At 72.2% G+C, this 21,999-nt stretch carries 21 protein-coding genes and 1 riboswitch; of the genes, 12 read left to right on the plus strand and 9 right to left on the minus strand.

The window, feature by feature from the left end; all coding sequences use genetic code 11:
- The first annotated feature begins 174 nt into the window (after positions 1-174).
- The 5 genes from ACTWP8_RS27835 (at position 175) to ACTWP8_RS27855 (ending at position 5,770) form a co-directional block, all read left to right on the plus strand.
- Complete coding sequence (locus tag ACTWP8_RS27835; RefSeq protein ID WP_443324837.1) at positions 175-1,176, plus strand: trypsin-like serine peptidase; 1,002 nt, start codon at positions 175-177, stop codon at positions 1,174-1,176.
- Positions 1,177-1,318: 142 nt separating this feature from the next.
- Positions 1,319-1,813: a (2Fe-2S)-binding protein gene (locus ACTWP8_RS27840; protein WP_443324838.1), complete on the plus strand. Its 495-nt coding sequence runs from the start codon at positions 1,319-1,321 to the stop codon at positions 1,811-1,813.
- Positions 1,800-2,858 (plus strand): FAD binding domain-containing protein, encoded by a 1,059-nt coding sequence (locus ACTWP8_RS27845; protein WP_443324839.1) that lies wholly within the window; start codon positions 1,800-1,802, stop codon positions 2,856-2,858. The genes ACTWP8_RS27840 and ACTWP8_RS27845 overlap by 14 nt, the downstream gene beginning before the upstream one ends.
- Positions 2,859-2,867: 9 nt before the next feature.
- Positions 2,868-5,159, plus strand: a complete 2,292-nt coding sequence (locus tag ACTWP8_RS27850) for a xanthine dehydrogenase family protein molybdopterin-binding subunit (protein WP_443324840.1) — start codon at positions 2,868-2,870, stop codon at positions 5,157-5,159.
- A gap of 83 nt (positions 5,160-5,242) precedes the next feature.
- A complete protein-coding gene (locus tag ACTWP8_RS27855) occupies positions 5,243-5,770 on the plus strand; it encodes an HD domain-containing protein (RefSeq protein ID WP_443324841.1) in 528 nt (175 codons plus the stop codon).
- A 72-nt stretch (positions 5,771-5,842) separates the two neighbouring features.
- On the opposite strand, the gene ACTWP8_RS27860 is transcribed toward ACTWP8_RS27855, so the two are convergent.
- Both ACTWP8_RS27860 and ACTWP8_RS27865 read right to left on the minus strand, forming a co-directional pair.
- The gene (locus ACTWP8_RS27860) at positions 5,843-7,258 is read right to left on the minus strand and encodes a metallophosphoesterase (protein ID WP_443324842.1); all 1,416 of its coding nucleotides are present in this window, start codon (positions 7,256-7,258) and stop codon (positions 5,843-5,845) included.
- 12 nt (positions 7,259-7,270) lie between these two features.
- Positions 7,271-7,612, minus strand: a complete 342-nt coding sequence (locus ACTWP8_RS27865) for an SCO4848 family membrane protein (protein WP_443324843.1) — start codon at positions 7,610-7,612, stop codon at positions 7,271-7,273.
- A 134-nt stretch (positions 7,613-7,746) separates the two neighbouring features.
- Here ACTWP8_RS27865 and ACTWP8_RS27870 point away from each other — a divergent pair, with 134 nt between their 5' ends.
- The gene (locus tag ACTWP8_RS27870; RefSeq protein WP_443324844.1) at positions 7,747-9,069 is read left to right on the plus strand and encodes a D-alanyl-D-alanine carboxypeptidase family protein; all 1,323 of its coding nucleotides are present in this window, start codon (positions 7,747-7,749) and stop codon (positions 9,067-9,069) included.
- On the opposite strand, the gene ACTWP8_RS27875 is transcribed toward ACTWP8_RS27870, so the two are convergent.
- The 3 genes from ACTWP8_RS27875 to trpS all read right to left on the minus strand — a co-directional run bounded on the left by ACTWP8_RS27875 (position 8,954) and on the right by trpS (position 11,890).
- Positions 8,954-9,943 (minus strand): YihY/virulence factor BrkB family protein, encoded by a 990-nt coding sequence (locus tag ACTWP8_RS27875; protein ID WP_443324845.1) that lies wholly within the window; start codon positions 9,941-9,943, stop codon positions 8,954-8,956. The two genes, ACTWP8_RS27870 and ACTWP8_RS27875, sit on opposite strands and share 116 nt — an antisense overlap.
- 158 nt (positions 9,944-10,101) lie before the next feature.
- Entirely contained in the window at positions 10,102-10,689 is a 588-nt protein-coding gene (locus ACTWP8_RS27880) for a 2'-5' RNA ligase family protein (RefSeq protein WP_443324846.1), read from the minus strand.
- Positions 10,690-10,822: 133 nt separating this feature from the next.
- Positions 10,823-11,890, minus strand: coding sequence for a tryptophan--tRNA ligase (gene trpS / locus ACTWP8_RS27885; RefSeq protein ID WP_443324847.1), 1,068 nt, complete (start codon positions 11,888-11,890; stop codon positions 10,823-10,825).
- A 55-nt stretch (positions 11,891-11,945) separates the two neighbouring features.
- On the opposite strand from trpS, the gene ACTWP8_RS27890 reads away from it, so the two are divergent.
- The 3 genes from ACTWP8_RS27890 to ACTWP8_RS27900 all read left to right on the plus strand — a co-directional run bounded on the left by ACTWP8_RS27890 (position 11,946) and on the right by ACTWP8_RS27900 (position 14,284).
- Positions 11,946-12,572 carry an RNA polymerase sigma factor gene (locus tag ACTWP8_RS27890; protein ID WP_443324848.1) on the plus strand — a complete coding sequence of 209 codons (627 nt, stop codon included), beginning with the start codon at positions 11,946-11,948 and terminating at the stop codon, positions 12,570-12,572.
- Positions 12,565-13,461, plus strand: coding sequence for a hypothetical protein (locus ACTWP8_RS27895; RefSeq protein WP_443324849.1), 897 nt, complete (start codon positions 12,565-12,567; stop codon positions 13,459-13,461). The genes ACTWP8_RS27890 and ACTWP8_RS27895 overlap by 8 nt, the downstream gene beginning before the upstream one ends.
- A 115-nt stretch (positions 13,462-13,576) precedes the next feature.
- Positions 13,577-14,284 (plus strand): hypothetical protein, encoded by a 708-nt coding sequence (locus ACTWP8_RS27900; protein ID WP_443324850.1) that lies wholly within the window; start codon positions 13,577-13,579, stop codon positions 14,282-14,284.
- Between the two features lie 3 nt (positions 14,285-14,287).
- Here ACTWP8_RS27900 and glyA read toward each other — a convergent pair whose 3' ends face one another.
- Positions 14,288-15,559, minus strand: coding sequence for a serine hydroxymethyltransferase (gene glyA / locus ACTWP8_RS27905; RefSeq protein ID WP_443324851.1), 1,272 nt, complete (start codon positions 15,557-15,559; stop codon positions 14,288-14,290).
- A 37-nt stretch (positions 15,560-15,596) separates the two neighbouring features.
- A riboswitch (ZMP/ZTP riboswitch) is annotated at positions 15,597-15,688 on the minus strand.
- Positions 15,689-15,802: 114 nt separating this feature from the next.
- Here glyA and rocD point away from each other — a divergent pair.
- A complete protein-coding gene (rocD, locus tag ACTWP8_RS27910) occupies positions 15,803-17,008 on the plus strand; it encodes an ornithine--oxo-acid transaminase (protein ID WP_443324852.1) in 1,206 nt (401 codons plus the stop codon).
- Between the two features lie 180 nt (positions 17,009-17,188).
- On the opposite strand, the gene ACTWP8_RS27915 is transcribed toward rocD, so the two are convergent.
- The 3 genes from ACTWP8_RS27915 to pdxR form a co-directional block, all read right to left on the minus strand.
- Entirely contained in the window at positions 17,189-18,418 is a 1,230-nt protein-coding gene (locus tag ACTWP8_RS27915) for a glutathionylspermidine synthase family protein (RefSeq protein WP_443324853.1), read from the minus strand.
- A 7-nt stretch (positions 18,419-18,425) separates the two neighbouring features.
- Complete coding sequence (locus ACTWP8_RS27920; protein WP_443324867.1) at positions 18,426-18,842, minus strand: hypothetical protein; 417 nt, start codon at positions 18,840-18,842, stop codon at positions 18,426-18,428.
- Positions 18,843-18,960: 118 nt separating this feature from the next.
- Positions 18,961-20,616: a MocR-like pyridoxine biosynthesis transcription factor PdxR gene (gene pdxR, locus ACTWP8_RS27925; protein ID WP_443324854.1), complete on the minus strand. Its 1,656-nt coding sequence runs from the start codon at positions 20,614-20,616 to the stop codon at positions 18,961-18,963.
- A gap of 47 nt (positions 20,617-20,663) precedes the next feature.
- Between pdxR and ACTWP8_RS27930 the strand changes: the two genes are divergently transcribed.
- On the plus strand, positions 20,664-21,173 hold the full coding sequence (locus ACTWP8_RS27930) for a carboxymuconolactone decarboxylase family protein (RefSeq protein ID WP_443324855.1): 510 nt from the start codon (positions 20,664-20,666) through the stop codon (positions 21,171-21,173).
- The gene (locus ACTWP8_RS27935) at positions 21,170-21,970 is read left to right on the plus strand and encodes an isocitrate lyase/PEP mutase family protein (protein WP_443324856.1); all 801 of its coding nucleotides are present in this window, start codon (positions 21,170-21,172) and stop codon (positions 21,968-21,970) included. The genes ACTWP8_RS27930 and ACTWP8_RS27935 overlap by 4 nt, the downstream gene beginning before the upstream one ends.
- The last annotated feature ends 29 nt before the right edge of the window (positions 21,971-21,999 follow it).

Here is a 21,999-nt window from a genome sequence, read left to right on the forward strand (position 1 = left end):
ATGACTCACCGTCAACTTTCCTCACATTCTTTGACGTGCCCCTGACTAAAAAGCCGGTTCCGGTGGCACTCTCTCCTTCGGCACTTCCGCACCGCTCCACCGGGCCGCCCATCCCGTGGCCCGGCCCCCACCGCCCGCGCGGCACCCCGCGCGGCCGCTGCAGAAGGAGTACGCGTGAGACGCACCCCCCGCTCCGTCCTCGGCGCCCTCTTCGCCCTGGGCGCCCTGCTCACCGCAGGAACACTGGCCGCACCGGCCGGCGCGGCCCCCCGCCCCGCCCCCGCCCCGGTGGCCGTCCACGCCGCCGCGGACTCCGCGGCCGCACACCAGCGCATCAGCGACTTCTGGACCGCGGAGCGGATGCGCGAAGCCGCCCCGCTCGACCTGCTGTCCGTCACCCCGGCGGACACCGCGGCCGGCTCGGCCGCGGTGGCCGGCGGCGGCGAAGAGACGACCGTCGCGCCCGTCGGCCCGTCCGGCGCGGGCATCCAGGCCTTCCCCCAGGGCGGTGGGCCCTGGACCGGCGGCGGAAAGGTCGTCGCCACGGCGGGACGGGTCTTCTTCACCTACAACGGCCGCACCGCCTCATGCTCCGGCAATGCCGTGACCAGTGCCAACGCCAGTACGGTGCTCACCGCGGGGCACTGCGTCAAGCTCGAGGGCAACTGGCACACCAACTGGGTGTTCGTCCCCGGCTACCACGACGGCCAGGCCCCGTACGGCAGGTGGACGGCGGCCAAGACGCTCTCCACGCCCCAGTGGTCGGCGAGCGAGGACATCAACTACGACGTCGGCGCGGCCGTTGTCAGCCCTCTGGACGGCAAGCGGCTCACCGAGGTCGTCGGCGGCCAGGGCGTGGCCTTCAACACCGGCTACACCGTGGACATGTACGCCTTCGGCTTCCCGGCGGCCGCACCGTACGACGGGGAGAAGTTCATCTACTGCAGCGGGACGACCTTCCAGGACTTCCTGCTCTCCAGCGACCACGGCATGTCCTGTGACATGACCGGCGGCTCCAGCGGTGGCCCGTGGTTCACGAAGTTCGACGAGGGCTCCGGCACCGGTCTGCAGTCCTCGGTGAACAGCTTCAAGTACAACTTCCTCCCGGACGCGATGTTCGGACCGTACTTCGGCGACGACGCCAAGAACCTCTACCAGGAGGCGCAGTCGGCGTGACGCGTCCTCCTGTGGACCCCGCCTCCTCCCGGGGGCGGGGTCCACGGCCGCCGGGCTGTCACCGCCACCGCAACCACAACCGCCGCCACCAATGCCGTACGCCGAATCGCGGACCCGCGCCTCGGGACCGAGAGTGGTGCCCATGGACGCTCCCCCGCGGGTACCACTGACCCTCCGGGTCAACGGAAGCGATCACCGTCTCGAGACCGACCCCCGGACCACCCTGCTGGACGCGCTGCGCGACCGGCTCGGCCTGACCGGCAGCAAGAAGGGCTGCGATCAGGGCACGTGCGGCGCCTGCACCGTGATGGTCGACGGCAGGCGGGTGGTGTCGTGCCTGACGCTGGCCGCCCAGTGCGAGGACCGCGAGGTGACGACCATCGAGGGCCTGGCGGACGACGGGACGCTGCACGCCATGCAGGAGGCGTTCGTCCGGCACGACGCCTTCCAGTGCGGCTTCTGCACCCCGGGGCAGGTCATGTCGGCGGTGTGCCTGATCAGGGAGGGCCGGGCGGGGTCGGACGAGGACATCCGGGAGTTCATGAGCGGCAACATCTGCCGCTGCGGGGCGTATCCGAACATCGTCGCGGCGATCCGCGAGGTCGCGGGGGCCGGTGGTGGCCATGCGCGCATTTGAGTACGTACGGGCCACGGACGCCGGTACGGCGGTGGCGACCGCGACGGCCGACCCCGGCGCCGCGTATCTGGCCGGCGGGACCACGCAGCTCGACCTGATGAAGGACGGGGTGCTCGGCCCCGAGCGGCTGATCGACATCACGCGCCTCCCGCTGGGCGGCATCACCCGCTCGGACGGCGCACTGCGCGTCGGCGCGCTGACCACCATGGAGGAGCTGGTCGCCGAACCCCTCCTGAGCGAACGTGGGTTGATGGTACGTCAGGCACTGCTGATGGGCGCGTCCACGCAGCTGCGCAACCTGGCCACGATCGGCGGCAATCTGCTGCAGCGCGCCCGCTGCCGCTACTTTCGGGACCCCACCGTGCCCGCCTGCAACAAGCGGCGGCCCGGCACCGGCTGCGCGGCGATCGGCGGCGCGGCCCGGATGCACGCGATCCTCGGCGTCAGCGACCACTGCATCGCCGTGAACGCCTCCGACCTGGCCGTGCCGCTCGTCGCACTCGACGCGGTCGTCCACATCCAGGGCCAGGGCGGGGAGCGGAGCGTGCCGCTGACCGAGTTCTACCTCGAGCCGGGAGACACCCCGGACGCCGAGAACGTCCTCGCCCGGGGAGAGTTGATCACCGCGGTCGGGATCCCGCTGCTGCCGCCGGCCGCCCGCTCGGGCTATCTCAAGGTCCGCGACCGGGCGAGTTACGAGTTCGCGCTCACCTCGGCGGCGGCCGCGCTGGAGCTCGAGGACGGGATGGTCCGCGAGGCCCGGCTCGCGCTGGGCGGCGTGGGCACCACCCCATGGCGCGCACGGGCCGCGGAAGGCGTGCTGCACGGCGCCCCCGCCACCACCGAGACCTTCCGGGCCGCGGCGCGGACCGTGGTCGAGGGCGCGCGGCCGGTGCCCGGCACGGCGTTCAAGGTGGAGCTCGCCCAGCGCACCGTGGTGCGGATCCTCGAGGACCTGGCAGGAATCGGACCGGGAAGCGGACCGGGCAAAGGGCCGGACAAGGGACCGGAATTCGGGCCGGGAATCGGACCTGGAGCGGATTGAGGTGGAGCCATGACGACCCTCGAGGCCCCAAAGGCGCCGATGCCCGCCGTGCTCGGCCCCGGCGTGGACCGCGTGGACGGCCCGCTGAAGGTCACCGGCGCGGCCCCGTACCCCTCCGACATCGGCTTCCCGCGCCTCGCGCACGCCGTGCTCGTGCGCACGACCATCGCGGCCGGGCGGATCAGCGTCATCGACACGTCCGCGGCCGAGACCGCGCCCGGTGTACTGGCCGTGATCACGCACCTCAACGCCCCGAAGCTGGCTCGCGCAGGCCGCACCGTGCTGGGCTCCGAACCCCCGCCGCCGCTGCAGGACGACCGGGTGCTGCACTACGGGCAGTACGCGGCCGTGGTCGTGGCCGAGACCTTGGAGGAGGCCACGGACGCGGCGCGGCTCGTCCACCTCTCCTACGATCCGGGCGATCCGCTGCTCGACCTGGAGGACCCGCGGGTCGTGCCGAAGAGCAACGCCTTCCTGCTGGACATGAAGCGGGGCAGCGTGGCGGACGGCCTGACACAGGCCGAGGTCAGGCTCAAGGCCACGTACAGCACGGCGGAGAACACCAACAACCCGCTGGGGCCCTTCGCCACCGTCGCCGCGTGGGACGGCGACCGGCTCACCGTGCACGACGCAACGCAGTGGCCGTACAACGTCCGCAATGCCCTCGCCGCCGCGTTCCGGATTCCCAAGGAGCACGTGCGGGTCCTGGCGCCCTACGTGGGAGGCGGGTTCGGCGCGGGCCTGCGCACCTGGCCGCACGTGGTGCTCGCCGCGCTGGCCGCCCGTACGGTGGAGCGCCCGGTGAAACTGGTGCTCACCCGCCCGCAGATGTTCACCGGCGTCGGCCACCGGCCGTACAGCGTGCAGCACATCAAGCTCGGCGCCACCCTCGACGGCAGGCTGACGGCGATCGACCACGAGGCCACGACGACGGGGGCGATGGAGGACTCCAATCTGGAGCCCGTCACGCTGGGCACGGCAGCGGCGTACGCCTGCCCCAACGTCGCCACCCACGACAAGCAGGTCAGGCTCAACATCCCCTGCCCCGGCTCGATGCGCGCCCCCGGCGAGGCGCAGGGCAACTTCGCCCTCGAATGCGCCCTGGACGAGCTCGCGTACGAGCTGGACATGGACCCGCTGGAGCTGCGGGTGCGCAACTACGCGGCGTTCCAGCCGCAGACCGGGCTCGCGTGGTCGAGCAAGGCGCTGCGGGAGTGCTACGAGGCGGGGGCCGAGCGGTTCGGCTGGGCGGCGCGCGATCCCCGGCCCGGCTCGATGCGCGACGGGCGCTCCCTCGTCGGATACGGGATGGCCGGCGTCTCCTTCCAGCACTACCAGGCCAAGTGCGCGGCCAGGGCCACCATCGCGCGGGACGGTACGGCGTACGTGCGCAGCGCCGCGACGGACATCGGCACCGGCACGTACACCGTCATGGCCCAGCTGTCCGCGGAGTTGCTGGGCCTGGGCATGGACAAGGTCAGATTCCAGCTCGGGGACAGCGACATGCCGCAGGCGCCGCAGGCGGGCGGGTCCGGGCTGACGGGGGCGCTGGGCAGTGCGGTCCACGACGCGTGCGGGCGGCTGGTCGCCGCCTTCCTCGACCTGGTCCGCAAGGACCCCGCCTCGCCGCTGTACGGATGCCGGATCGAGGACGTGGTCATCGCGGGCGGCCGGATCCTGCGGGCCTCGGACCCCGACCGCGGCGAGTCCTACGCGGACATCCTCGCCCGGTACGGGCTGCCGGAGCTGACTCGGGACGGCAGCTCCGGCACGTCCAAGGGCGACATCGGGCAGCTTGTCGGCTCACTCGCCGTATCCCGGCTGGGGCGGCTCGGCAGCTTCGCGGTCAAGGCGACGCGGGCGACGCTGCCCGCGGGCGCGTTCGGCGCGAAGTTCGTCGAGGTCCGGGTCGACGAGGATCTCGGGGTGCTGCGGATCGCGCGGGTGGTGTCGGCGATCGACGGCGGCCGCATCCTCAACGAGAAGACGGCCCGCAGCCAGATCATCGGGGGCACGGTCGGCGGCATCGGGCAGGCCCTGTTCGAGGAGACCGTCACCGACGCGCTGACGGGCCGTATCGCGAACGCGACCTTCGGGGACTACCTGGTCCCGGTCAACGCGGACGTCCCGGCCATGGACGTGCTCTTCGTCGGCGGCCCGGACCCGGCCACACCCGTCGGCACGAAGGGCATCGGCGAGATCGGCCTGACGGGGATCGCCGCGGCCGTGGCCAACGCCGTTCACCACGCGACGGGCCGGCGGATCCGGTCGCTCCCGATCACCCTCGACAAGCTCCTGTGAGCCGTCGCCTGCCGTCCGGTGACGGGTGATGCGGCACAGAGGGGCCGGGTGGTGCGGCACGAGAAGGCTCTAGGCTCGCGCGTATGAGCGACCCACAGGGGAACCACCGCACGCTCACGCTCACGCTCGCCGAGACCGACGCCCTCGCGGCCGAGGCGCACGCCGGGCAGACGGACCGGATCGGGGTGCCGTACGTCGAGCATGTGCGCGCGGTGGCCCGCGCCCTCGCTCCGGCCGGCGAGCACCTCGCCCAGGCCGCGCTGCTGCACGACATCGTCGAGGACACCGAGTGGACCCTCGACGGGCTGCTCGCGGCGGGCGTACCGGCAGAGGTGGTCACGCTGGTCGACGCGGTGACGAAGAAGCCGGGCACGGCGTACGCGGACATGATCCGCAGAATCGCGGCCGACGAGGGCGCCGCCCTCCTCAAGATCGCCGACAACGCCCACAACTCCCACCCGGACCGGCTGGCCGCCCTGCCGGAGGAGCAGCGGGCGCGGCTGGCGGCGAAGTACGAGGACGCGCGTACAGTGCTGTGGCCGGTCGTCGACCCGGCGCTGCTCAGGACGGTGGTAGGGCGGATCAACCCGTCGCTGCTGGACGGCCCGTGACTGCTGGACGGCCCGTCGCCTCTGGACGGCCCGTGACTGCCGGACCGCTTGAGGTGATCCGGCGCAGGCCGCTCAGGCCTGCTTCGAGGCCAGTGTGACGACGGTGATGTCCGACTCCGCGCCCACTCGTACGGGAGGGCCCCACGCGCCGGCGCCGCGCGTCACGTACAGCTGTGTGTCCCCGTAGCGCTCCAGGCCCGCGACGGTCGGATTGGCGAGCGCGGCGAGGTAGTTGCCCGGCCAGAGCTGGCCGCCGTGGGTGTGGCCGGAGAGCTGGAGGTCCACGCCGTGCTTCACCGCGTCGTGGATGACGACCGGCTGGTGCGCGAGGAGGACGGAGGCGCGGGCCGGGTCCCGGTCGCCCAGCGCCTTCTCGTAGTCCGGTCCCTGCGGGGGGTCCTGGTCCTCGGCCGAGACGTCGTTGACCCCGGCGAGGTCGAAGCCGGGCAGCTCCACGCGCGCGTTCTCCAGCGGGTGGACGCCGAGTTCGCGGACGTACTCGATCCACTGCACCGCGCCGGAGAAGTACTCGTGGTTGCCGGTGACGAAGTACGAGCCGTCGCGGGAGCGGAGGCGCGCCAGCGGCTCGGCGGCGGGGCCGAGGTCGGCGACGCTGCCGTCGACCAGGTCGCCGACGATCGCGACGAGGTCGGGCTGGGTGCGGTTGATCGCGTCGACGATCCGCTGGGTGTGGGCGCGGCCCAGGACCGGGCCGAGGTGGATGTCGCTGACGACGGCGATGCGGTAGCCGTCCGCGCTCCGCGGCAGCTTGGCGAGCGGCACCCGCAGGCGCTTGACGGCGGGGCCGTTCAGCACGCCGTACGTCCCGTACCCGACGGTCCCGGCGGCCACGGCGGTCGCGGCCACGGCGACCGTCCGCGCGACGAACAGCCTCCGGCCGACGGCACTCGCGCCGGCGGGCTTCGAGGCGGGTCCGGCTGCGGCCGCGCCGGGCCTCGCGTCAGCGCTCGCGCTCGTGTCCGTGCTCACGGCCGCGCTGGTGTCCGCGCTCGTGTCCGCGCTCGCGGCGGGAGGGGCCACCGCCGCGCCCGGCCCGGCGCCTACGGCGGCTGCGGGCAGGGGCGCGGGCGTGGCGGTGGCGAGGGGCGGGGCGTCCGGCGTCGCGGCCGCTGTGGCGGCCTCGGCGGCTCTGGCGGGTCCGACCGCTCTGGCGGCGAGCCAGCGGGTCAGGAGGGGGCGGGCCAGCTCGCCCGCGAGCAGGGCCAGGGTCAGGTACAGGACGAGGGCCAGCCACAGGTAGCCGGGCCAGGCGATGAGGCGCTCCACGGCGAAGGGCGCTCCGGCGCGGCCGCCTATGAGCGCCCCGAGGGTGGTCAGCGGCAGGGCGACGGCCGCAGCCGTCCCCGTACGGCGGCCCCACCCGCCCGGCGCGGTCGTGTCCCGTACGAGCCGCCGCCACAGGTACCAGTGCACGCCGCCCAGCAGCCCCAGGATCGCCACCAGGACGAGAACGAAGACCACGACCATCTCCCCGGCCTCCTACCCCGCCGACCCGGCGGAACCGGGCGTTCCGGAAGTCGAGCCTGCGGAACCGGCCGTTCCGGCAGTCGAGCCGGGAGAACCCGCTGTTCCGGCGGCCCCGACTTCGCGCCGAAGAGCCCTTACGCCCCGCAACCCGATCAGTCCAATGGCCGTCCCGAGAAGAAAGGACGTCGCAGCGAGCGCAAGATGCACCCAGAAGTACGTAGTCGGTTCACCCGCATCGTCGAACGCGAGCCCGCTCGCGTCGTTCCAGAGGTTTTTGACGAAAGTGATCCAGATGAACCAGCTCCACACCCCGAAGGCGAGGAGGAACCATGACACGGGGCGGGAAAGCTTCATACGCTCCAGTATCACCGCCCGTCACGGGTGACGGCCGCGGGGGTACCCCGGGGCACCGGCGCCCGGCTGCCCCAGGGCACCGGGCGCCTACCGCGGTGTCGGGTGGCCGGAGGCTGCCCTGTACGTTCACGGGCGTGCCTGCATTCCTCACCGCGTTCTCCGGCCGTCCCCCGTCTCTACTGCCGCGCCGCGCCCTGGCGTTGGCCGTCGTCGCCGCCGCGCTGCTGCCCGCCCTGACCGCCGCACCCGCGCACGCCCACGCGCGCGTGCTCGTCCGGGAGCCGCAGGACGGGAAGGAGAAACAGCCCCGTCCGCCCGCGAAGATGTCGGCGGTCGGCGGCCAGCGGCTCTCCCACCCCGGTACGCAGGTGCAGCTGCGGTCCGGGGCGCCGAAGCTGCCGAAGAAGCTGACCGGGCGGTCGTGGGTGGTGGCCGACGCCGAGTCGGGCGAGGTGCTGGCCGCGCACAACGCGCACTGGCGGCTTCCCCCTGCCAGCACCCTGAAGATGCTCTTCGCGGACACGGTCCTGCCGAGCCTGCCCAAGGAGCACAAGCACAAGGTCCAGCCCTCCGATCTCGCCGGGATGGGCGAGGGCAGCAGCCTGGTCGGCGTCAAGGAGAACTACACCTACTCGGTCCACGACCTCTGGCTTGGGGTCTTCCTTCGCTCCGGCAACGACGCGGTACACGTGCTGTCCGCGCTCAACGGCGGCAAGGAGAAGACCGTGCAGGACATGCAGGCCCATGCCGAAGAGCTGAACGCGCTGGACACGCATGTCGTCTCGCCGGACGGCTACGACGAGAAGGGCCAGGTCAGCAGCGCGTACGATCTGACGCTCTTCGCCCGCTCCGGGCTGCAGAAGCCGGACTTCCGGGAGTACGCCGCCACCGCGACCGCGAAGTTCCCGGGCGAGGTGAAGAAGGACAAGAAGACCAAGAAGAAGAAGCGCGAGTCGTTCGCGATCCAGAACACCAACCGCCTGCTGACCGGCGACTACGGGCTCGAGCCGTACAAGGGCATCGCGGGCGTCAAGAACGGCTACACCTCGCACGCCGGGTCCACCTTCACCGGCGTCGCACAGCGCGGCGACCGGGTCCTGCTGGTCACGGTCATGAACCCGTCGGACGGCGAGCACAACGAGGTCTACAAGGAGACCGCCAGGCTCTTCGACTGGGGCTTCAAGGCGGCGGGCAAGGTCGAGCCGGTCGGCGAACTGGTCGCGCCGAAGGGCGCGGACGGGCAGCAGCCGGGCAGCGGGAAGGGCCGGAAGGGCCACGCGAAGGCGTCGGTCGCGAGTCCCGAGGAGAAGGACTCCAGCGGGATGTGGATGGCGCTCGGGGTCACGGGCGGCGCTCTGGTGGCGCTGGCCGTCGCGGCGCTGCTGGTGCACCGCCGCTGGCCGCTTCCGGAGCTGGTCCGCCGCCGCCCGGGCCGCCCGGGCCGCCCTCAGGACTGACCTCCGCCTCCTCGGCGGCCTCGGGGCTGCTGTGCTGCGTCGCCGTCCACGCGGCGCAGTACAGCAGCAGCTTGGCCATGAAGTTGATCCACAGCATGAGGGCGATCGGCACGCCGAACGCGCCGTACACGCTCCGCGACGCGACGCCTTGCAGGTAGCCGCTCAGCAGGGCCTTGAGCAGCTCGAAGCCGATCGCCCCCATCAGGCCCGCCACGACGACCGAGTGGCGGCCGGGGTGCACCTGGGGCAGCCGGGTGAGCAGGTAGGCGAGCATCAGGAAGTCGGCGAGTACGGAGATGGCCAGGCCCGCGATGACGAGCAGCACACGCCCGGCACTGCCCTCGGCCAGCCCGATCCTGTCGGCGACCCACCCCACGGCCGTTGCGGCGAACACCGAGCCGCCCGCGGCCACGAGCCCGACACCGCCGAGACCGACCAGCACCACGGCGTCCTTGGCCCTGAGCAGCACGGGGTTGCCCGGACTCTCCTCCTTCAGCCACACGTCGCGCAGGCACTCGCGCAGGGAGCCGACCCAGCCCATACCGGTGAAGAGCAGCAGCGCGCCCGCGATGAGCCCGACGGTCCCGGCGTTGGCCACGAGGCCGTCGAGGTCGAGTTGGTCTGAAATGCCGGGAACCTGCTCGGCGAGCTTGTCCTTGAGGTCGTCCAGCTGCTCCTGGCTGAGCAGCGCGGCACCGATCGCGGCACCGACGGTGACCAGCGGGAAGAGGGCGATGAAGCTGATGAAGGTGATGGCGGCGGCGAGGCGCGTCCAGTTCACCGAGTCCAAGCGCTCGTACGCCCGCCAGGCGTGAGTCCGCATCAGCCGTACGACGGCGGGCCCGATCACGGGCAGTCTGGTGAGCCACTCCATGCGGGACGCCTACCCCCGGCGGGCTCCGTAGTTCCCGGCCACCCCGCAACCACCCTTACCGGTGACCGGAGTGAGCCGTACGGGCACGGGCACGCGCACGTAGGGGCCGGGGCTGGGCACGCGCGCGTAGGGCCCATGGCCGGGCACGCGCGCGTACGTCACGGGCGCAGGGAGTGCGCAGGCGCGTCCACCGGACAGGCCTGGGCGGGCACGCCGGGGGTGGGGAGCCCTTCCCCGAAGGGGTATTCGTGCAGCATCCGCCAGTGGTCGTCCGCCCCCTGCTCGTACAGCGCGAAGCCGGCGACCGTCCACGAGGCGGCGTAGTCCGCCAGCGCCTCGTACGCCCGGTCCATCGCCTCCTCCGCGATGCCGTGCGCGACCGTCACATGCGGGTGATAGGGGAACTGCAGCTCGCGCTGCACGGGCCCCGAGCGGACCAGCTCCTGCAGCTCGGTGCACTCGGCGATGCCCTCGGCGAGCTGAACGTAAACGACCGGGGAGAGGGGCCGGAACGTCCCGGTGCCGTGGAGCCGCATCCGGAAGGGGTTGCCCGCGGCGGCGACCCGCGCGAGGTGGCGGCGGAAGGCCGGGAGGGCGGTGGCCTCGACCTCGGTGGGCGGGAGCAGCGTGACGTGCGTGGGGATGCCGTGCGCGGCGGGATCCCCGAAGCCCGCGCGCCGCTGCTGGAGCAGGCTGCCATGAGGCTCCGGGACCGCGATCGAAACGCCGAGCGTTACGGTCCCCACGTCGGTCTCCTCTGCTGCTTGTGCAGCCGCTTGCGCTGCTGCTGGTCCTTGCCAGTGTGGCGGGTACGCGGCTCCGTCCGCGAGTGTCCCGGGTCCTCCGCCCCAGGGAGAATCCAGGGCCCCTGGTCCCCGGTCAGTGCTTGGCCGGGAGGAGCCCCACCTTGTCGTATGCCTGGGCGAGGGTCTCGGCAGCGACCGCACGGGCCTTCTCCGCGCCCTTGGCCAGGATCGAGTCCAGTGTCTCCGGGTCGTCAAGGTATTCCTGGGTGCGGGCCCGGAACGGGGTCACCCACTCGACGAAGACCTCGGCGAGGTCCGTCTTGAGCGCACCGTAACCCTTGCCCTCGTACTTCTGCTCGAGTTCGGCGATACCCGTGCCGGTGAGGGTGGCGTAGATCGTCAGCAGATTGCTGATCCCGGGCTTGCCTTCCTCGTCGAAGCGGATCTCGGTGCCCGTGTCGGTCACAGCGCTCTTGATCTTCTTGGCCGAGACCTTGGGCTCGTCGAGCAGGTTGATGATGCCCTTCGGCGCGGACGCCGACTTGCTCATCTTGATCGTCGGGTCCTGGAGATCGAAGATCTTGGCCGTCTCCTTGACGATGTACGGCTCGGGAACCGTGAAAGTCCGGCCGAACCGGCCGTTGAAGCGCTCGGCCAGGTCCCGGGTGAGCTCGATGTGCTGCCGCTGGTCCTCGCCGACCGGCACGGCGTTCGCCTGGTAGAGCAGGATGTCGGCGATCTGGAGGATCGGGTAGGTGAAGAGGCCGACGGTCGCCCGGTCGGTGCCGTGCTTCGCCGACTTGTCCTTGAACTGCGTCATGCGGGAGGCCTCGCCGAAGCCGGTGAGGCAGTTCATGACCCAGCCGAGCTGCGCGTGCTCGGGGACGTGGCTCTGCACGAAGAGCGTGCAGCGGTCGGGGTCGAGTCCTGCGCCGAGGAGCTGGGCGGCGGCGAGCCGGGTGTTGGCGCGCAGCTCTGCCGGGTCCTGGGGGACGGTGATCGCGTGCAGGTCCACGACCATGTAGAACGCGTCGTGAGTCTCCTGCAGCGCCACCCACTGCCGGACCGCACCCAGGTAGTTCCCGAGGTGGAACGAGCCTGCGGTGGGCTGGATACCGGAGAGCACACGCAAACGAGGGCTTGACGCGGAGCGCCTCGATTGAGGGTGGTGGTGGGTGACGGACGGGAGAGCATTGGCCATGCGGCCCATTCTCTCAGGTGTGGAACCGATGCCCGGCCTCCGGTGTAGGAGAAGTGTGAGGACGCGGGAGGGGGCCGGCAGCGTGGCTGACGAGGCCGCGGTGATCGCGCGCGTACGGGCCGGGGAGCGCGAGGCGTACGCGGATCTGGTTCGGGCGCATACACAGATCGCGCATCGCACCGCCGTGCTGCTCGGGGCGGGCGCCGATGCCGAGGATGTGGTGCAGATCGCCTTTCTGAAGGCGTACCAGTCGCTGGGGCGCTTCCGGGAAGGGGCGGCGTTCCGGCCGTGGCTGCTGCAGATCGTCGCCAATGAGACGAGAAACACAGTGCGGTCGGCGCGCAGGCTCCGTAGGGCGGTGGACCGGGAGGCGGCGATGGTGGAGGCCGAGCCGCTGATACCGGAGTCCGCCGACCCGGCTGCCGCGGCGGTGGCGGGCGAGTGGCGCTCGCAGCTGCTGGCGGCGCTGGACGGGCTGAGCGACGAGCACCGGCAGGTGGTGACCTACCGCTATCTGCTGGATCTGGACGAGGCGGAGACGGCGCAGGCGCTGGGCTGGCCACGGGGCACCGTGAAGTCGCGGCTGAACCGTGCGCTGCGGCGGCTCGAGCGGGCGCTCGGACCGCGGGACAGGGAGAGACGGGACAGGGAGAGAAGGGAGGGAGGTGACACGCGTGGGTGACCCGGGCAGGGGCGATCGGGGCGAGCGCGATCACGGCAGGCGCGATCGGCTGCCGGACGAGCTGAGGGCGCTGGGGCGGGATCTTCCGATACCTGCGGTGGACGCGGAGACGATGGTGGAGCGGGTGCTCGCGGGGCTGGTCGGCGAGCGGGTCCCGGATGCGGAGGAGGCGCAGGAGCCGCCGGGGCGAGGTGCGCGACTGCGCAGCTGGGCGCGGGCGCGGTGGCGGTCGCTGACGGCGGCGCTGTGCGGGCTGCTCGTGGTGCTCGCGCTGACGCCTCCGGTGCGGGCAGCGGTGACGGACTGGTTCGACTTCGGCGGCGTCGGGGTGCGGTACGACCCGTCGGCCGCGCCGCCCACGGATGCGGGAGAAGCCGGTACGGGGCCGGCCGGAGCGGACGGGCTCAGGGGTGGGCCTCCCGCGTGCCGCGGCGGGCTCGGCCTCGAGGACGCCGCCCGGCGGGCGGGCTTCCGGCCCCTGGTGCCCTCGGGCCTCGGCGCGCCGGACGCGGTGGAACTCTCGGCCGACCGGCGGGTGCTGTCGCTGTGCTGGACGCCCGGGGAGCGGGGCTCTGCTGCCCCGGCGGACGGAGTGGTCCGGCTCGACGAGCTGCGCGCCACCATACATCCGGCGTTCTGGAAGACGACGACAGTGCCGTTCGAGCCGGTCGAGGTGGGCGGCAGGGCGGGGCTGTGGTTCGCGGAGCCGCACCGGCTCGAGATCCGGCTGACCGACGCGGCCGGGCGCGCCCGGACCGAGACGGTGCGGACCGCGGGGCCGACGCTGCTCTGGCAGACGGAGGGCGGTCTCACGCTGCGGCTGGAGGGCGTGCGATCGAGAGAGCGCGCCCTGGAGGTGGCGGAATCCTCACGGGCACCGCGATCCTGAACCGGCAGCGCGGGTTGGGGCGGGAGTTCCGGAATTCGGGAACCTCACGAGCCCGAGCGGTGTACGAGAAGTGACGTGGTGCGGAGGGGCCGCATCACCCGTGGTTGGGGGAAACATGCGACGTATCGCCGCACTGGCAAGCACAGCGGCAGCGGCCGCGCTGGCTGCGTTACTGACGTTATTGACCTGCTCCACTCCGGCCGTCGCAGGCGGCCCGACGAGCGTGCTGATCACCTCGCCCACGACCGAGGAGGCCACGGCACTGCTGGTCGACTCGGAGCGGTACCGGCGGCTGGAGAGCCTGCTGGGCCCGCCCGCGGGCGAGCAGAGACGCCCACCGAAGCTGGATGAGAACGGCGGGGCTTCCGGGCGGCAGATCAACGTCAGCTGGATGATTCACGACGTGTCCGTGTGGCGCACGGACGGCATCTATCCGGACGCCGAGACGGGCGAGGTGTGGATACAGACCGTCGCGAACGGCAGAGACGGTAGAGGCGGCAGATACAGCGCCCGGAAATCCGGCCCGGACAGCGGTTTCTGGCACGCGGCGGAGAAGCCCGAGGAACTCCTGGCTCTGCTCAGCGATCTCGGGGTGCTGGGCAAGGAAGGGCCGGCCCGGGGGATGTCAGGCGCCGCCGGGGAACGGACGGCCCCGGCCGCCGCGTCGCACCCGTCGGCCGACGCGGTCGACGGCTGGTGGAGCCTGCCCGGTTTCGCCGCGGGGATAGGCATCGGCTGCGGCGGCACCGTGCTCATACGCCGCTGGCTGATCCGCCGCACCGTTGCCGAGCCGGGCCCACGACGCCAGGTCCTGGACGTGTAGCCGTCAGGCCGTGGGAAGGCCGGGCGCAGGGTGGGCGGCCATCACATCGCGGACTTCGGCGCGGATCGCGGCGAGGGCCTCCTCGTCACCGTTACGGGCCGCAGTCACGCCCCGGTCGATCCAGTGGGCGACGAGCGGCATCTGGTCGGTGCCGAGACCGCGCGAGGTGAGTGAGGGGGTGCCGATGCGGATTCCGGACGGGTCGAACGGCTTGCGCGGGTCATAGGGCACCGTGTTGTAGTTCACGACGATGCCGGCCCGGTCGAGGGCCTTCGCGGCCACCTTGCCGGGCACCTCGTTCCGCGTGAGGTCCATCAGGATCAGGTGGTTGTCCGTACCGCCCGAGACGAGATCGAAGCCGCGCTCCAGCAGGGATTCGGCGAGTGCCTTGGCGTTGGCCACCACGGCGTGCGCGTAGTCACGGAAGGAGGGTTGCGCCGCCTCATGGAGGGCGACCGCGATGGCGGCGGTGGTGTGGTTGTGGGGGCCGCCCTGCAGCCCCGGGAAGACCGCCTTGTCGAGCGCCTTCGCCTGCGGTTCGCCGGACATCAGCATCGCGCCGCGCGGACCCCGCAGGGTCTTGTGGGTGGTCGTGGAGACCACGTCGGCGTGCGGGAACGGAGAGGGGTGGGCGCCACCCGCGACCAGGCCGGCGATGTGGGCGATGTCGGCCACCAGGACGGCGTCCACCTCACGGGCGATCTCCGCGAAGGTGGCGAAATCGATCGTGCGCGGAACCGCGGTGCCGCCACAGAAGATGATCTTCGGCCGCTCCTTGAGGGCCAGTTCGCGCACCTCGTCGAAGTCCGTCAGCCCCGTGTCGGCGCGCACGCTGTACTGGACACCACGGAACCACTTGCCTGTCGCGGAGACGCCCCAGCCGTGGGTGAGGTGGCCGCCCATCGGCAGCGCCATGCCCATCACCGTGTCCCCCGGCTCGGCGAAGGCCATATAGACGGCGAGGTTGGCGGGCGACCCGGAGTACGGCTGGACGTTGGCGTGCCCGGCTCCGAAGAGGGCCTTGGCCCGTTCGATCGCGAGAGTCTCGACCGGGTCGATGTTCTGCTGGCCCTCGTAGTAGCGGCGACCGGGGTAGCCCTCGCTGTACTTGTTCGTCAGCACCGTGCCGGTGGCCTCGAGCACGGCCTGGGAGACGTAGTTCTCGCTGGGGATCAGCCGCAGGGTGTCGGCCTGGAGCTGCTCCTCGGCGGCGATCAGCGCGGCGAGCTCGGGGTCCGCGGCGGAGAGGGCGGGATGCGAAAGGGACACGGTCACGGCGTCCTCCGGGTCGATTCGTGTGTCGGTTCACGAACCCGGGTGCCCAGGCGGGCGGCACCTCGTGGGGGAAGGCCGCACACTGCTTCCTCGTGGTCGTTTCCACGCGCGCCAGTCGCAATGTGCTCGCACAGTCTATTGCCTGGGCAGTTCCGGAGCAGTTCAGGAAGGTTTCTTCGCGATCCACCCGAGCGACGATAGAAATGAGCAGCAAACCGCCGCTACACCGAACGGAGTACTGCCGTGACGACTACGGAACGCAGCATCGCCGCCGCCGAGGCACACAGCGCGCACAACTACCACCCGCTGCCGGTCGTCGTCGCCTCCGCCGAGGGCGCCTGGATGACGGACATCGAGGGGCGGCGCTACCTCGACATGCTCGCCGGGTACTCCGCGCTCAACTTCGGCCACTGCAACCGAAGGCTGATCGATGCCGCCAAGGCCCAGCTGGAGCGGGTGACGCTCACCTCGCGCGCGTTCCACCACGAGCGGTTCGCCGACTTCTGTACCCAGCTGGCCGAGCTGTGCGGCATGGAGATGGTGCTGCCGATGAACACCGGTGCCGAGGCCATCGAGACGGCGGTCAAGACTGCGCGGAAGTGGGGTTACCAGGTCAAGGGCGTGCCGGACGGCCAGGCGAAGATCGTGGTGGCCCGCAACAACTTCCACGGCCGGACGACCACCATCATCAGCTTCTCGACCGACCCCGAGGCGCGCGCGGACTTCGGCCCGTACACCCCCGGCTTCGAGATCCTGCCGTACGGCGATCTGACGGCGATGGAGGCGGCGCTCACCGACAACACCGTGGCGGTGCTGCTCGAGCCCATCCAGGGAGAGGCCGGGGTGCTGGTGCCGCCGCCGGGCTACTTCCGGGCCGTCCGTGAGCTGACCCGGGAGCGGAACGTTCTCTTCATCGCGGACGAGATCCAGTCCGGCCTCGGCCGCACCGGCCGGACCTTCGCGTGCGAGCACGAGGGCGTCGTCCCCGACATGTACGTCCTGGGCAAGGCGCTCGGCGGCGGAGTCGTCCCGGTCTCGGCGGTGGTGTCCTCGCGCGAGGTGCTCGGGATCTACCACCCGGGCGAGCACGGCTCCACGTTCGGCGGCAACCCGCTCGCCTGCGCGGTCGCCCTCGAGGTGATCGCCATGCTGCGCACCGGCGAATACCAGCAGCGCGCGGCCGAGTTGGGCGAGCATCTGCACGCCGAGCTCGGCCTGCTGATCGGGGGCGGCGCGGTCGAGGCGGTCCGCGGCCGAGGGCTGTGGGCGGGCGTGGACATCGCCCCCACCCACGGCACCGGCCGGCAGATCTCGGAGAAGCTGATGGACCAGGGCGTGCTGGTCAAGGACACCCACGGCAGCACGATCCGGATCGCCCCGCCGCTGACCATCAGCAAGGAGGACCTGGACTGGGGCCTGGACCGGCTGAGGGCGGTGCTGACGGGCTGACACCGGCCCGGAACGGCCGGGTGGCTGCGGCACCCGGCCGTCGTCAGTCCGTCTCCGTCAGTCGGCCAGTCCAGCGGCCGCGGCATGGAAGACGTCACAGCTCCCCTCGGGTTTGGACAAACTCTCGAACCGTAGGAGCCGACCGTGAACTCGCGGAAATCACAAGGGCAATGAAACCAGTCAGAGAATGACGTGCGGGAGGAAGCGCGCGTACTCGTCGGTGACCAGGCCGGAGGACTCGCGGATGCCGAGCCCCGCCGCCTCGTCCTCCACGACCCACGCGCCGAGCACCACCCGGTTTCCGTCGAAGTCCGGCAGCGGGGCCAGCTCCTGGTAGCAGCAGGCCTCGTCCCGTACGACGGGATCGGCGGCCCGCTCGACGCCGGGATCGGTGAACCGCCCAGCGCCCGGCCCAGCGCCCGGCTCGTGGACCGTGACGCCCGCGCCCTCCCGCCCCAGCAGCGGCTTCGCGACGTACCCGGTGGTCCCGGCCAGCTCGCGCGGGCCGTCCAGATAGGCGGGCAGGAGGTTCGGGTGGCCCGGGAAGAGCTCCCACAGCACAGCCAGCAGCGCCTTGTTGGACAGCAGCATCTTCCAGGCGGGCTCGATCCAGCAGGTGGTGCCGGTACCGCCACCGTTGTCGAGGGAGTCCAGGACGTGCGGCGCGAACGTGTCCGTGGTCAGCCACTCCCACGGGTAGAGCTTGAAGCAGGAGCGGATGAAGCGGAGCCGGTTGTCGACGAAGCGGCCGGAGAGCCGGTCCCAGCCGATGTGCTCCATCGAGATCGCCTCGGTCTCGAGCCCGGCCTGCTCGGCGGTCTCGCGCAGATAGGCGACCGTCATCAGGTCCTCGCCGAGCTCGTCCGCCGCCGAGTGCGCGAAGTGCACAGGGCCCGGCGGCAGCAGCGCCGCCTGCCGCTTCCAGCCGTCGACGAGCCGCTCGTGCAGCGAGTTCCACTGGTCGGCGCCGGGAAAGCGCTCCTCCATCCAGAACCACTGCGGGCTGGCCGCCTCCACGAGCGAGGTGGGTGTGTCGGCGTTGTACTCGAGCAGCTTCGCCGGTCCCGTGCCGTCGTAGCGGAGATCGAAGCGCCCGTAGAGGGAGGGCAGTTCGGCCCGCCGGCGCCAGGACTCGGCGATCAGCCCGGCCAGCCGCGGATCGGTGACCCCGAGGTCCGCGAAGCGGTCGTACGCGACGATGTGCTCGGCGGCGGCCAGGCACATCCGGTGCAGCTCCTCGACGACCTCCTCGAGGGCCTCCACCTCCGGGAGCGAGAACGCGTAGTACGCGCTCTCGTCCCAGTACGGCCGCAGGGAGCCGTCCGGGTAGCGGGTGAGCGGGTAGATCAGCCCCTGCTCCTCGACCGTCTGCTGCCAGCCGGGCCGGGGCTCGATGGTGCGGCGGTCCATGGGGCGGTCAGCCGCCGGAGCTGCCGGAGCCGCTGCCGAAGCCGCCCCGGCTGACCCCGGAGTTGCCGTCGTCGTACGAGCTGCCGCCGGAGCCGGAACCGGAACCGGAACCGGAACCGCCGGAGCTCTTCGTGAAAGAGCCGCCGTCGACCCAGCCGTCCTTCTCCGTGCCGCCGTAGTACCAGGCGGCCTCCCCGGACCGGAGCTTGCGGCTCTTGCCGCTCCTGGCACTCGTCCCGGCGCTGCCGCCGCTCTTGCAGTCCTTGGACCCGATGATCCGGTAGCCCTTGGAGTACAGGTAACTGTCCCGGTCCACGCACCGCTTGTCGGGATCCGAGCCGCATGCGGTGAGCGCCGCCGCGAGCGCGCCCATCCCCCCGAGAATCACCGTGCCGGACCGCAAACGAGCACGCGCAGCCGCCATCTGACGTTCCTCCCCCGTCGTGTTCATGTCCACTTGATCGAAGATCAGCGTAGACGCCGGACGACCCGCCCCCGCACCGGGGGGCCGCCCTCACCCGGGACCGCCTCACGGCCCAGCGCTACGGCAGCGCCCGGCACAGGGCGTCGATCGCCCCCGAGAAGGCGTGGTCCGGCGGGGTGCCGTAGCCGACGACGAGGGCATCGTCGGCGGATTCGGATTCGGACTCGGACTCGGACTCGGACTCGACGGGATCGACGGACGCGACGGGAGCGAGGGGGCCGGGAGCCGCGGCCTCGTGCCGGTAGCGGCTCATCCCGTCCAGGGCCAGGCCGTGCCAGGCCGCGGCGCTGCTGATGACGGACTGCTCGGTGCCCGCGGGGAGTTCGAGTACGGCGTGCAGGCCCGCCGCGATACCCGTGACGCGGATGTGCGGGACGTGCTCGGCGAGCGCGGCCACCAGGTGGTCGCGGCGGCGCCGGTAGCGCAGCCGCATCCCGCGCACATGCCGGTCGTACGCGCCGGACTCGACGAACTCCGCGAGCGTCAGCTGGTCCAGCGTGCTCGCCTGCCACTCGACCTCGCCCTTCGCCGCCGCCACCGGCGCGACGAGCTCCTCCGGCAGCACCATCCACCCCAGGCGCAGGCCGGGGCTGAGGCTCTTGCTCACCGTCCCGACGTAGGCGACCCGCTCCGGGTCGAGGCCCTGGAGCGCGCCGACCGGCTGCCGGTCGTAGCGGAACTCGCCGTCGTAGTCGTCTTCGATGACGAGCCCGCCGGTGCGGCGCGCCCAGTCGGCGACGGCGGCCCGGCGGTCGGGGTGCAGTGGCACTCCGGTCGGGAACTGGTGCGCGGGCGTGAGCAGTACGGCCCCGGCGTCCGGGAGACCCGCCAAGTCGTCCGTCCGCGCGCCGCGTTCGTCGACGGCCAGCGGGGGCGTACGGAGTCCGGCGCGGGCGACGATGCGCCGGTGGACGTCAAGACCGTACGACTCCACGGCCATCGTGCGCGTGCCCGCCCGCCGCAGCACCTCGGCGAGCAGCCGCAGCCCGTGCACGAAGCCGGAGCAGACGACGATCCGCTCCGGGTCGGTCAGGACGCCGCGGGCCCGCGCGAGGTATCCGGCGAGAGCGCGGCGCAGTTCGAGGCGGCCGCGCGGATCGCCGTAGCCGAAGGCCTCGCTGGGCGCGGCCGTCAGGGCGCGGCGGGCGGCGGCGAGCCAGGCGGCCCGGGGGAAGGAGGCGGCGTCGGGCGAGCCGGGGAAGAGGTTGTGAACGGCGGGGCGGGGAGCGGGGACGGGTCCGCCCCCGCGGCCTGCCTCCGTACGGCCTGCCTCCGTACGGCCTGCCTCCGTACGGCCTGCCTCCGTACGGTCCGCCTCCGTACGGTCCGCCGCCGTGCGGGCAGTCGTACGGTCCGCCGCCGTACCGGCCATCCGATGTGCCGCCGTACCGGCCGTCCCCGTACGCGCCGTCCCCCTACGCCCCGCCGTGCGGGCCGGATTCGCGCGTCCGGCTACCCGGGTGCCGGAGCCCTGCCGGGCCGTGAGCCAGCCCTCGGCGACCAGTTCGGCGTACGCGTCGGCCACCGTGTTGCGGGCAAGGCCCAGGTCGGCGGCGAGGGAGCGGGAGGAGGGCAGCCGCGTGCCCGGGGCGAGCCGCCCCGTACGGACGGCGTCCCGGAGGGCCCGGATCAGCGCCGCGCGTACGCCCGACGTACCGCCCGCCGGAAGATCCAGATGCAGATCGGTGCCGAAATTGGCCCACGTTTTCCCCATGGAAATGGACCATACTCCTGGGGCAATACAGCCATAGCGTAGGGCCCATGACGGCGAACGAGATCACCCGCGCACCGCAGGAACACGGCCCCCGGATGAACCTGACGCAGCACGCCCCGGAGATCTACAAGGCGATGGTCCGGCTCGACGCCGCCGCCTCCAAGGGCGTCGACCCGGTCCTCGCCGAGCTGGTGAAGATCCGGGCCTCGCAGCTCAACCACTGCGCGTTCTGCCTCGACATGCACACCAAGGACGCGCGCGCGGCGGGCGAGCGCGAGGACCGGATCTACCTGCTCAGCGCATGGGAGGAGGCCACCGGCTACTTCACGGAGAAGGAGCGGGCGGCGCTCGCCCTCACCGAGGCGGTCACCGTCCTGACCGACGGCTTCGTCCCCGACGAGGTCTACGAGCGCGCGGCCGAGCACTTCGACGAGACCGAACTCGCGCACCTCATCGGCCTCATCCTCACCATCAACGCCTGGAACCGGATGGCTGTGACGACGCGCTCGGTCCCCGGCGCGTACCAGCCGGGCCAGTACAAGGGCGGCCTGGTGTGAACGCCGCCCAGGCGTTCCGGGCGCTGCACCACGGACGGGAGGCGGGCGACCCGCTCGTCCTGCCGGGACCGTGGGACGCCGTCAGCGCCCGCGCCTTCGCGGACGCGGGCTTCCCCGCCCTGGCCACGCCGAGCGCGGGGGTCTCGGCGACGCTCGGGTACGAGGACGGCGGCCACACCCCGCCGGACGAGATGTTCGCCGCGATCGCCCGGATCGTACGGGCCGTGGACGTCCCGGTGTCGGCGGACATCGAGGACGGCTACGGGCTCGCGCCGAAGGAGATCGTCGAACGGCTGCTGGAGGCCGGGGCGGTGGGCTGCAACCTCGAGGACTCGGACCCGTCGGCCAAGCGGCTCAAGGACCCGCGGCGCCAGGCGGACCTGCTGGCGGAGGTCCGGGCCGAGGCGGGCGACCGGCTCGTGGTCAACGCCCGGGTGGACACGTTCCTGCGGGCCGGCTGGGGCGATGGGAACGGCCGGGGCGATGGGAACGGCCGGGGCGGTGGGAACGGCCGGGGCGACGGGGGTGCCACGGCTGCGAAGGCGGCGATCGAGCGCGGGCGGCTGTACGTGGAGGCGGGCGCGGACTGTGTGTATCCGATCCTCGCGCCGCCGGAGCTGCTGGGTGAGCTGGCGGCGAGGATCGGCGCGCCGGTCAACGCGATTGCCGTGCCCGGTGGGCCCTCGCCGCGGGAGCTGGGCGCGCTCGGCGCAACGCGGGTCACCTTCGGCGGTGGGCTGCAACGACGGATCGCGGACCAGGTCCGCGACCTCGCGCAGCAGCTGCGCACCGGCTGACCCCCGCCCACCCGTCCGCCCGTCCACCC

This window comes from Streptomyces sp. 7N604 (genome assembly GCF_052245475.1).
Classification (GTDB): domain Bacteria; phylum Actinomycetota; class Actinomycetes; order Streptomycetales; family Streptomycetaceae; genus Streptomyces.

Bases quoted from the DNA above. Each gene is read 5' to 3' on its own strand.
- ACTWP8_RS27900 (WP_443324850.1), top strand. From the start codon at position 13,577: ATGCGACGTATCGCCGCACTGGCAAGCACAGCGGCAGCGGCCGCGCTG.
- trpS (WP_443324847.1), bottom strand. From the start codon at position 11,890: ATGGCCAATGCTCTCCCGTCCGTCACCCACCACCACCCTCAATCGAGG.
- pdxR (WP_443324854.1), bottom strand. From the start codon at position 20,616: ATGGGGAAAACGTGGGCCAATTTCGGCACCGATCTGCATCTGGATCTT.
- ACTWP8_RS27860 (WP_443324842.1), bottom strand. From the start codon at position 7,258: ATGGTCGTGGTCTTCGTTCTCGTCCTGGTGGCGATCCTGGGGCTGCTG.
- ACTWP8_RS27840 (WP_443324838.1), top strand. From the start codon at position 1,319: ATGGACGCTCCCCCGCGGGTACCACTGACCCTCCGGGTCAACGGAAGC.
- ACTWP8_RS27865 (WP_443324843.1), bottom strand. From the start codon at position 7,612: ATGAAGCTTTCCCGCCCCGTGTCATGGTTCCTCCTCGCCTTCGGGGTG.
- ACTWP8_RS27930 (WP_443324855.1), top strand. From the start codon at position 20,664: ATGACGGCGAACGAGATCACCCGCGCACCGCAGGAACACGGCCCCCGG.
- ACTWP8_RS27845 (WP_443324839.1), top strand. From the start codon at position 1,800: ATGCGCGCATTTGAGTACGTACGGGCCACGGACGCCGGTACGGCGGTG.
- ACTWP8_RS27915 (WP_443324853.1), bottom strand. From the start codon at position 18,418: ATGGACCGCCGCACCATCGAGCCCCGGCCCGGCTGGCAGCAGACGGTC.
- ACTWP8_RS27850 (WP_443324840.1), top strand. From the start codon at position 2,868: ATGACGACCCTCGAGGCCCCAAAGGCGCCGATGCCCGCCGTGCTCGGC.
- ACTWP8_RS27920 (WP_443324867.1), bottom strand. From the start codon at position 18,842: ATGGCGGCTGCGCGTGCTCGTTTGCGGTCCGGCACGGTGATTCTCGGG.
- ACTWP8_RS27875 (WP_443324845.1), bottom strand. From the start codon at position 9,943: ATGGAGTGGCTCACCAGACTGCCCGTGATCGGGCCCGCCGTCGTACGG.
- ACTWP8_RS27855 (WP_443324841.1), top strand. From the start codon at position 5,243: ATGAGCGACCCACAGGGGAACCACCGCACGCTCACGCTCACGCTCGCC.